This is a genomic window from Vibrio sp. M260118 (assembly GCF_036533755.1).
Classification (GTDB): Bacteria; Pseudomonadota; Gammaproteobacteria; order Enterobacterales; family Vibrionaceae; genus Vibrio.
Genome location: NZ_JATABG010000212.1, coordinates 1 through 7,151, shown reverse-complemented (window position 1 = coordinate 7,151; position 7,151 = coordinate 1). Strand labels below are relative to the sequence as shown.

Annotated in this window: 7 protein-coding genes; 4 read left to right on the top strand and 3 right to left on the bottom strand. The window is 44.9% G+C overall.

Annotation, left to right across the window (positions count from 1 at the left end; genetic code table 11):
• Positions 1 to 157 precede the first annotated feature (157 nt).
• A complete protein-coding gene (locus QTO00_RS12890; protein WP_331425168.1) occupies positions 158 to 2,143 on the top strand; it encodes an acetoacetate--CoA ligase in 1,986 nt (661 codons plus the stop codon).
• A gap of 55 nt (positions 2,144 to 2,198) precedes the next feature.
• On the opposite strand, the gene QTO00_RS12885 is transcribed toward QTO00_RS12890, so the two are convergent.
• Complete coding sequence (locus tag QTO00_RS12885; protein ID WP_331425169.1) at positions 2,199 to 2,777, bottom strand: class I SAM-dependent DNA methyltransferase; 579 nt, start codon at positions 2,775 to 2,777, stop codon at positions 2,199 to 2,201.
• Between the two features lie 146 nt (positions 2,778 to 2,923).
• Between QTO00_RS12885 and QTO00_RS12880 the strand changes: the two genes are divergently transcribed.
• Both QTO00_RS12880 and QTO00_RS12875 read left to right on the top strand, forming a co-directional pair.
• A complete protein-coding gene (locus QTO00_RS12880) occupies positions 2,924 to 3,802 on the top strand; it encodes a LysR family transcriptional regulator (RefSeq protein ID WP_331425167.1) in 879 nt (292 codons plus the stop codon).
• 178 nt (positions 3,803 to 3,980) lie between these two features.
• Complete coding sequence (locus QTO00_RS12875) at positions 3,981 to 4,874, top strand: cation diffusion facilitator family transporter (protein ID WP_331425166.1); 894 nt, start codon at positions 3,981 to 3,983, stop codon at positions 4,872 to 4,874.
• Here the strand turns inward: QTO00_RS12875 and QTO00_RS12870 are convergent.
• Together QTO00_RS12870 and QTO00_RS12865 are read right to left on the bottom strand one after the other, a co-directional pair.
• Positions 4,871 to 5,224 carry a hypothetical protein gene (locus tag QTO00_RS12870; RefSeq protein ID WP_331425165.1) on the bottom strand — a complete coding sequence of 118 codons (354 nt, stop codon included), beginning with the start codon at positions 5,222 to 5,224 and terminating at the stop codon, positions 4,871 to 4,873. The two genes, QTO00_RS12875 and QTO00_RS12870, sit on opposite strands and share 4 nt — an antisense overlap.
• A gap of 39 nt (positions 5,225 to 5,263) precedes the next feature.
• On the bottom strand, positions 5,264 to 5,725 hold the full coding sequence (locus QTO00_RS12865) for a GNAT family N-acetyltransferase (protein WP_331425164.1): 462 nt from the start codon (positions 5,723 to 5,725) through the stop codon (positions 5,264 to 5,266).
• A gap of 87 nt (positions 5,726 to 5,812) precedes the next feature.
• On the opposite strand from QTO00_RS12865, the gene QTO00_RS12860 reads away from it, so the two are divergent.
• On the top strand, positions 5,813 to 7,138 hold the full coding sequence (locus QTO00_RS12860) for an IS4 family transposase (RefSeq protein ID WP_331425163.1): 1,326 nt from the start codon (positions 5,813 to 5,815) through the stop codon (positions 7,136 to 7,138).
• The last annotated feature ends 13 nt before the right edge of the window (positions 7,139 to 7,151 follow it).

The following is a 7,151-nucleotide window of genomic DNA, read 5'->3' as shown; positions in this document are numbered from 1 at the left end:
CCCCTACTCTAACCCCATCACCTCGTGTAACATTTTATTTACATTGTGTGCATTTTTTCTTATTTTTCATACATCTGAAGTTATGGCAGTTGTTTGACTTTGGTTAAATCTTCGTCAAAGCTTATTGGGATAATAACAATCTAATTTTGAGGATGTCATGTCTAACTCTCAGCAGTCGTTATCTTCCCCTATCTGGGTACCAAGTCGTGAGCGAATCGAAGCATCGAACTTAAGCCAATTTATAAAACACATTAATATTCAAGGTGATGCAATTGAAAATTATGATGATTTGCACCGCTGGTCAGTCGACAATAAGAAAGATTTCTGGCTCGAAGTTTGGCAATTTTGTGACGTTATTGGTTACAAAGGCGACTGCATTCTCGGTGAGGGGCTAGCTAAATGGGGCACGTTTAGCCCGAGTAGAGACACGATCTGGTTTCCTCAATCACAGTTAAACTACGCTGAGAACCTGCTCGCCTACGCCTTTCAAGCGCCTGAAGAGATCGCTATTTGGTTTAAGAATGAACGCGGTGATGGACAAAAACTGTCATGGCAAGAGTTGTGCGACAAAGTCTCAATTATCCAACAGTGGCTTAAACAAAATGGCGTAGAGAAAGGCGATGTTGTTGCAGGGTATCTGCCTCATATGCCTGAAACCGTGATTGCTATGCTAGCGACTACCAGTTTAGGTGCAATCTGGACATCGACCTCCCCTGATTTTAGTGCCGAGAGCGTAATAGAACGCTTCGGTCAGGTTCAACCCAAGGTACTGTTTTGCTGCAATGGGTACGATTTCAATGGCAAGACTTTCAATATGGAAGAGAAGAACCGCCAAATCGCCGATGCCATGCCCCATTTGGTCAATACTTGCCAGGTTGAGTACATACAAAATCAAACCACGCAGCAGGGGCTCAATGATTCTTTCTCAGATTGGGAGTCCATCCTCGCCAGTTACCTACCTAGAGGAATACGCTATCAAAGAATCGGGTTCAATGAGCCACTGTTTGTTCTTTACTCCTCTGGAACGACGGGCAAACCAAAATGCATCATTCATTCGGTAGGCGGCACCATTCTAAACCACCTCAAAGAACACCAACTTCACTGTGACGTGCGACCTAAAGACCGCGTATTTTATTACACCACCTGTGGCTGGATGATGTGGAACTGGCATGTGTCGGCCCTTGCGAGTGGGGCAACCTTGGTCATTTATGATGGTAGCCCGATGTACCCAAATGCCAACACGCTATGGCAGCTATGTGAGGAGTCTCAAGCCCAGCTATTTGGTACGTCTGCCAAGTATTTAGAAGCGCTAGAAAAAGCCCAGTTCAACCCCAGTAATCTCTACTCACTCAGTTCACTACGTACCCTTTGCTCTACCGGTTCCGTGTTATACCCAGAGCAGTTTGACTACGTCTATGCCAATATCAAGGTCGATATACATTTGGCTTCCATATCAGGAGGGACCGACATCTGCGGTTGCTTCGTACTGGGCAACCCGATCTCGCCAGTCTATCGGGGTGAGTGCCAAGGTTCGGGGCTAGGAATGGATGTTGCCGTGTTTAATGAGTCAGGCGAAGAGGTTATATCTGAGCGTGGTGAATTGGTGTGCAGGAATAGTTTTCCCAATCAGCCGGTCGGTTTTTGGCATGATGATGGAGAGCGCTACCATAATGCCTATTGGAATAAGTTCAACGACACATGGCATCACGGTGACGATGTAGAAATAACGCCTCACAAAGGAATGATTTTCTATGGTCGAAGCGACGCCACGTTAAACCCTGGAGGGGTGCGGATAGGAACAGCTGAAATCTACCAAAAGGTCAATCAACTGGATGAGATCCAAGATTCCATCGCAGTAGGGCGGCAACTTGAAGGTGATGAGAGAATTGTCCTGTTTGTTCAGCTCATCGATGGCCACGAACTCAATAGCGAGCTAATAACCAGCATTAAGCAGACACTTAAACAGCAGTGTTCGCCACGGCATGTGCCAGCGGAAGTGTATAGCCTCAGTGAAATACCAAAAACCAAGTCTGGCAAATTGGTCGAGCTGGCGGTAAAACAGGTTCTTCACGGCAAAGATGTTCAAAATAAAAGTGCGATCGCCAACCCTTGGGTATTAGATGAAGTCGTACAGTACCAATGAAGACAAGAGCCCGACTTAAAGTCGGGCTCAATCCATCCTATCATTGCTGTAGCAACTATTTCTTCGCTACAGCCATTAATACCGGTAGTGTGCCTTCGGGAGTATCAATGCTAAATGGCGTCGTAACAACCACTTCGCTAAAGCCTACACTGGTTAACACCTGCTGAGCATGGGATACCGTCATACCACCCGGCTCATCTTGATTAGACTGCCAATCCCAATGAATGAAATAACCGCCTTCATCAAGCAAACTAAAAACGATATCCGCGCTGTCTGAGTAGCTAGGAAGAAAGCTGCATACTGATGATGCGACAACCAAATCAAACTGAGCGCGAAACGCTGGGTGCATCGCTACCAGTCCACGACTAAGCAAATCGACAACTGGCTCTACGTTGGCGAGTTCTTTTTTGTCAAGCTGTTCAATCATAGCTTCAGAACCATCTAACGCGACAATATCTTTCGCTAGTGGCGACAAACGTTGACTAAGTAACCCCGTTCCGCAACCAAAGTCCAGAATATGCATTCCCTGAGCATTCACTACTTTCTGTAGCGATTCAAACGCCTTCTGCGCATATTCTTGAGTTGCTTTTTCAGCATCCCAGTTCGCTGCGACATCGTCCCAACTTTTAGCCATCATGATCTCCCTGCTAACTACATTCATTTGGCATCTCCCAAGAGTATCAAAACTGCATGAAATTCATAGCTTTTCAACGCTGAAAACAGACAAACCCCAAGGATTCAGATAATATCAAACACAAGCTAATCAAATTTGACCAAAAGATGAACTTATCTCAGATCGAAGCTTTTTGTACTGTTGCTGATACAGGTTCTGTTTCAGAGGCTGCGCGCCAACTTGAGTGCAATCGCACTAAATTGAGTATGGCAATCAAAGCATTAGAAAAAGATCTTGATGTAGAGTTATTCATCCGCAGTGGCAACAATGTCACCCTCTCTGAGGCAGGCAAAGCCATTTATAAAGATTGCCAAAACCTATTGGTTACTGCATCACGCATTAGACAGACCTGTGCCCAGGTTTCTGGCGAGTTCAACGCTGAGGTATGGATAGCACGCGATGACTCACTGCCCGATGAGCTATGGCATGACCTGGCTCACCGCCTCAACAACCATTTTCCTGCGACGACGTTCAATATTGTTCTCGCATCCAGTGGTGACTTAGCCAACCTTGTTGCGACCTCGCAGGTCGATTTTGCTTTTGGCGTCGACTATGAACGAACAGACGATCCGCTTGTGACATTTCAACCGCTCGGAAAAATCCGTCTGATGTCAGTATGTCGCAGCACTAACCCTTTAGCTCGCCTGCGCCGTGTCTCTGACGACGAACTGAGAAATGCCATGCAAGCTGTCATGGTGTACCTCAATGAGAAAGACAATCCCGAGTTGCAGCCATTCTCTCTGCGCTACATTGGTTTTTCGAGCTTTGAATACATACTCAATACCATCATGGAAGAAGATGCATGGGGCGTGTTACCCGAACCTCTGATCCGCCACTTACTCAGAAAACAAGAACTCGCAGTGATCAAACATACCTACGGTCTAACTCAGGAAGATTACTGTATGTTTACCGCTGCGGGGATGGCCGAACATCCGGGTATGTCATGGCTTGCAGACAAGCTCAATGAATACCTGTTTGATTTTTAATCAAGTAGACATCAGTCAGCGTCAATATTACTGACGGCAATTATCTTCACTAACTAATTGAATAAACTACATATTTACCAAACTCCATTCTAACAAGTACACATAACACCCAGATAGTGTTTGTGAAATGCATCCATTTTGCGAACACTGTATGTGTTGATTTTTAAGAGATTTAATTATGTGTGCTACAACAAGTTTGAATGAAAAACGAGTGTTAACCTTTTCAGCACTGCTCGCTTTGGGCTTTGCGGGTATGGGGTTATTTCTCGGCTTGCTTGTGGGCTCACTGGTGATCGTGTTTGATGGGGTTTATTCATTAGTTAGTTTGCTGTTAACTTTATTGTCGCTGACTGTATCACGCTTTATCGCCCTTCCTTCAAAGCGTCATTTCCCTCTCGGCAAAGCGATCCTAGAACCTGTGGTGATCGCAGTAAAAGGTAGTGTCATTCTCGCGATCGTTATCTTCTCACTATACTCGGCTGTCGTTGCTATGTTTAACGGAGGTCGTGAAGTCGATGCCAGCATCGCAACTGCATTTGGCGTGATTAATGTAGTGGGATGTGGCTATGCTTGGTGGTACATCGCCAATAAGTCTAAGCGCTACTCTTCTGGTCTTATTGAAGCGGAGAGCAAGCAGTGGCAAATGGACACTCTACTAAGTGTCGCGGTTACTGCGGGTTTTGTATCGGCCTGGTTAGTCTCTTTTTCTCCGCTAAGTGAATACGCAGTTTATGCCGACCCATTGATGATGATTCTGATGTCGTTCTACTTCATCAAAGTCCCTTTAGACATGCTACTCGGCGCACTTCGCGAACTACTAACGATGAAACCAGACGAGGCGATTTGTAGCGCAGTGAGCAAAGAAGTTTCTGCCATCGACAAGCAAGTGTCTCAGCAATTAAAAGTAGCTGCGGTGACCAAAGTTGGCCGAGAGCTGCGCGTAAACCTTGATGTTCACTCAAAAGGTGATCAGCTTGAAGTTGCTGAGTTAGATAAAACTCGTCGCGTGTTACATGACAAGCTATCTAAACTATCACTCGACTTGAATCTAACGATGAATATTGCGAGTTAAGCAATAAATTGCAAGTAAAGGCAAACCATCAATGCAGGTAGCCCAGCAATAAAGAGTACGAAGCCGTCTTGATAATTTTTCCGGTAGTTGTCACGCTCGTCTTGCTCAAAATCATGGCCTTTGACCATCTTATACACACTGTCTGTTTTAGCATCGTCGTATCGAGTTACCTTGCTATGCATTCCACCTTCCCACATCAGCTTAGCAAATACCCAGATAACGATAACCACAAAGAACAGGAAATCTATCAATCGAGTGGTTTTAAAAAACTCGACATACTGCGAGAGCAAGTAAACGATAATTGCAGCAATGAGGTTTATTACGATAACTTTTTTCAATAGTTGAGCCACAGACTACCCTTTATCAACAACTTAATGACGCCCTATATACTAACCAAGTTGTATATATAATCTCAACATATCTTTATGCTGAATACCTGTTTCGAAGATAGGCTCTGGGTAATTGTCTAAGAAATGATCTTTAATGACACCATCGACTCTGAAGCCAAGCCTGTGATAAAAAGTCAACGGATATCCAAAAGTACCAGTTTCTAGCTCTACGCGAGCTATATGCTTGCGGTTAAGATCATCAAGGACATATCGCAACAGCGCAGAGCCAATGCCCTTTTGCTGATAGTTTGGGTTAACAGCGACATTGTAGATCTCTGCTGTACTGTCACTTATCGGCTTAACCACACTAACAGCCACTAACTGCTCTCCAAGCTGTGCACTGTAGCCCCAACCACCATTAAGATAGCTTGCTATGCTCTCCTCCGAAGGGTCAGCCTCGAGGAGTAGCTCCATAGGTAGCGCCGTTGGAAGCACTTGCTGACACCAAATCTCACCACTCATAGTTTTTCCACAATCAAATAAGCCTGTAGTTCAGGGTACTGGTCAAACTCAAGGTACAAAAAAGGAGAGCCTAAGCTCTAATTTTTTATGCACGTTTCTCAAGCCCTCGATATCATAAATAACTACAAACCGAATCAAGTCGAAACTCTCGCAGACCTCCTACCAATTGAGCTAATCCAAGATGCCTATGAGCTGACAGATACAGTCACTCTTAGAAAGCGAAAACTGACTTTGGAATCGATGGCATGGCTGTTGGTCGGAATGGCTATTTATAACGACAAATCTATGGCTGATATCGTCAATATGCTCGATATTGTCGACCGTTCAGGTAAGCCGTTTGTTGCCCCGAGTGCATTAACACAGCGTAGAAAAAATCTCGGCGAAGCAGCGGCTAAAGCCCTATTTAAGTGTACGCAAAGACATTGGTTTGAGCATGCAAGACTACCTAACTGGAACGGACTCACACTGCTTGGTGTTGATGGGGTTTTGTGGCGAACAGAGGATACTAATGATAACGCCGAGGCTTTTGCAAAGCCTACCAATCGTGATGGTAAAGAAACACAGTACCCTCAGCTACGTATGGTGTGCCAGATGGAACTAAGCAGTCATCTAATCACAGGCAGCGCTTTCGACTGTTATACCGTGAATGAAATGACGCTGGCCGAGCAACTAATAGAAACGACTCCCGACAACAGTCTAACCCTTTTCGATAAAGGCTTTTACTCTCTTGGGTTACTTCAAGAGTGGAGCGCTAAAGGTGTAAATCGACATTGGCTCATCCCGATGAAAAAGGGATTAAATTATGAAGTCGTTCAGTCCCTTGGTCGACAAGATAAACTCATTAAACTGAAGAGTAACCCGCAAGCTCGCAAGAAATGGCCAACGCTAGAACGTGAAGTTGTTGTCCGTCTAATTACGAGGGTCAAGAATGGCAAGTCATATGATGTTCTTACCTCAATGACCGACCCGATGCTTTACCCAAAATCAGACATAGTTGGTCTTTATGGATACCGCTGGGAAATTGAGCTCGGATACCGAGAACAAAAACAATATATGCTTGGCAACCGACTTACACTAAGAAGTCGACTTCCAGAATTAGTGAAGCAAGAGCTTTGGGGGATCTTGCTAACGTATAACTTAGTCAGGTATCAAATGGTTCAAATGTGTCACACGTTGAATGGAGATTACCTGCCATACCAACTAAGCTTCAACGGTGCATTAGCCCATATTATGCGCTTGCTAGTCGGCCTTCCATATTCGTCACCAGGAGCAATACCTAGGCAACTTCAGAACTTTTACTCAATAAGCGAGAGTTTAATATTAGAGCCAAGACGGGAAAGATCCTTCCCTAGAGTAGTGAAGAAAAAACCAAGCCGATACCCTAGAAAAAACAATGCCGCTCACCTTAAGTGAACGGCATTAGAGC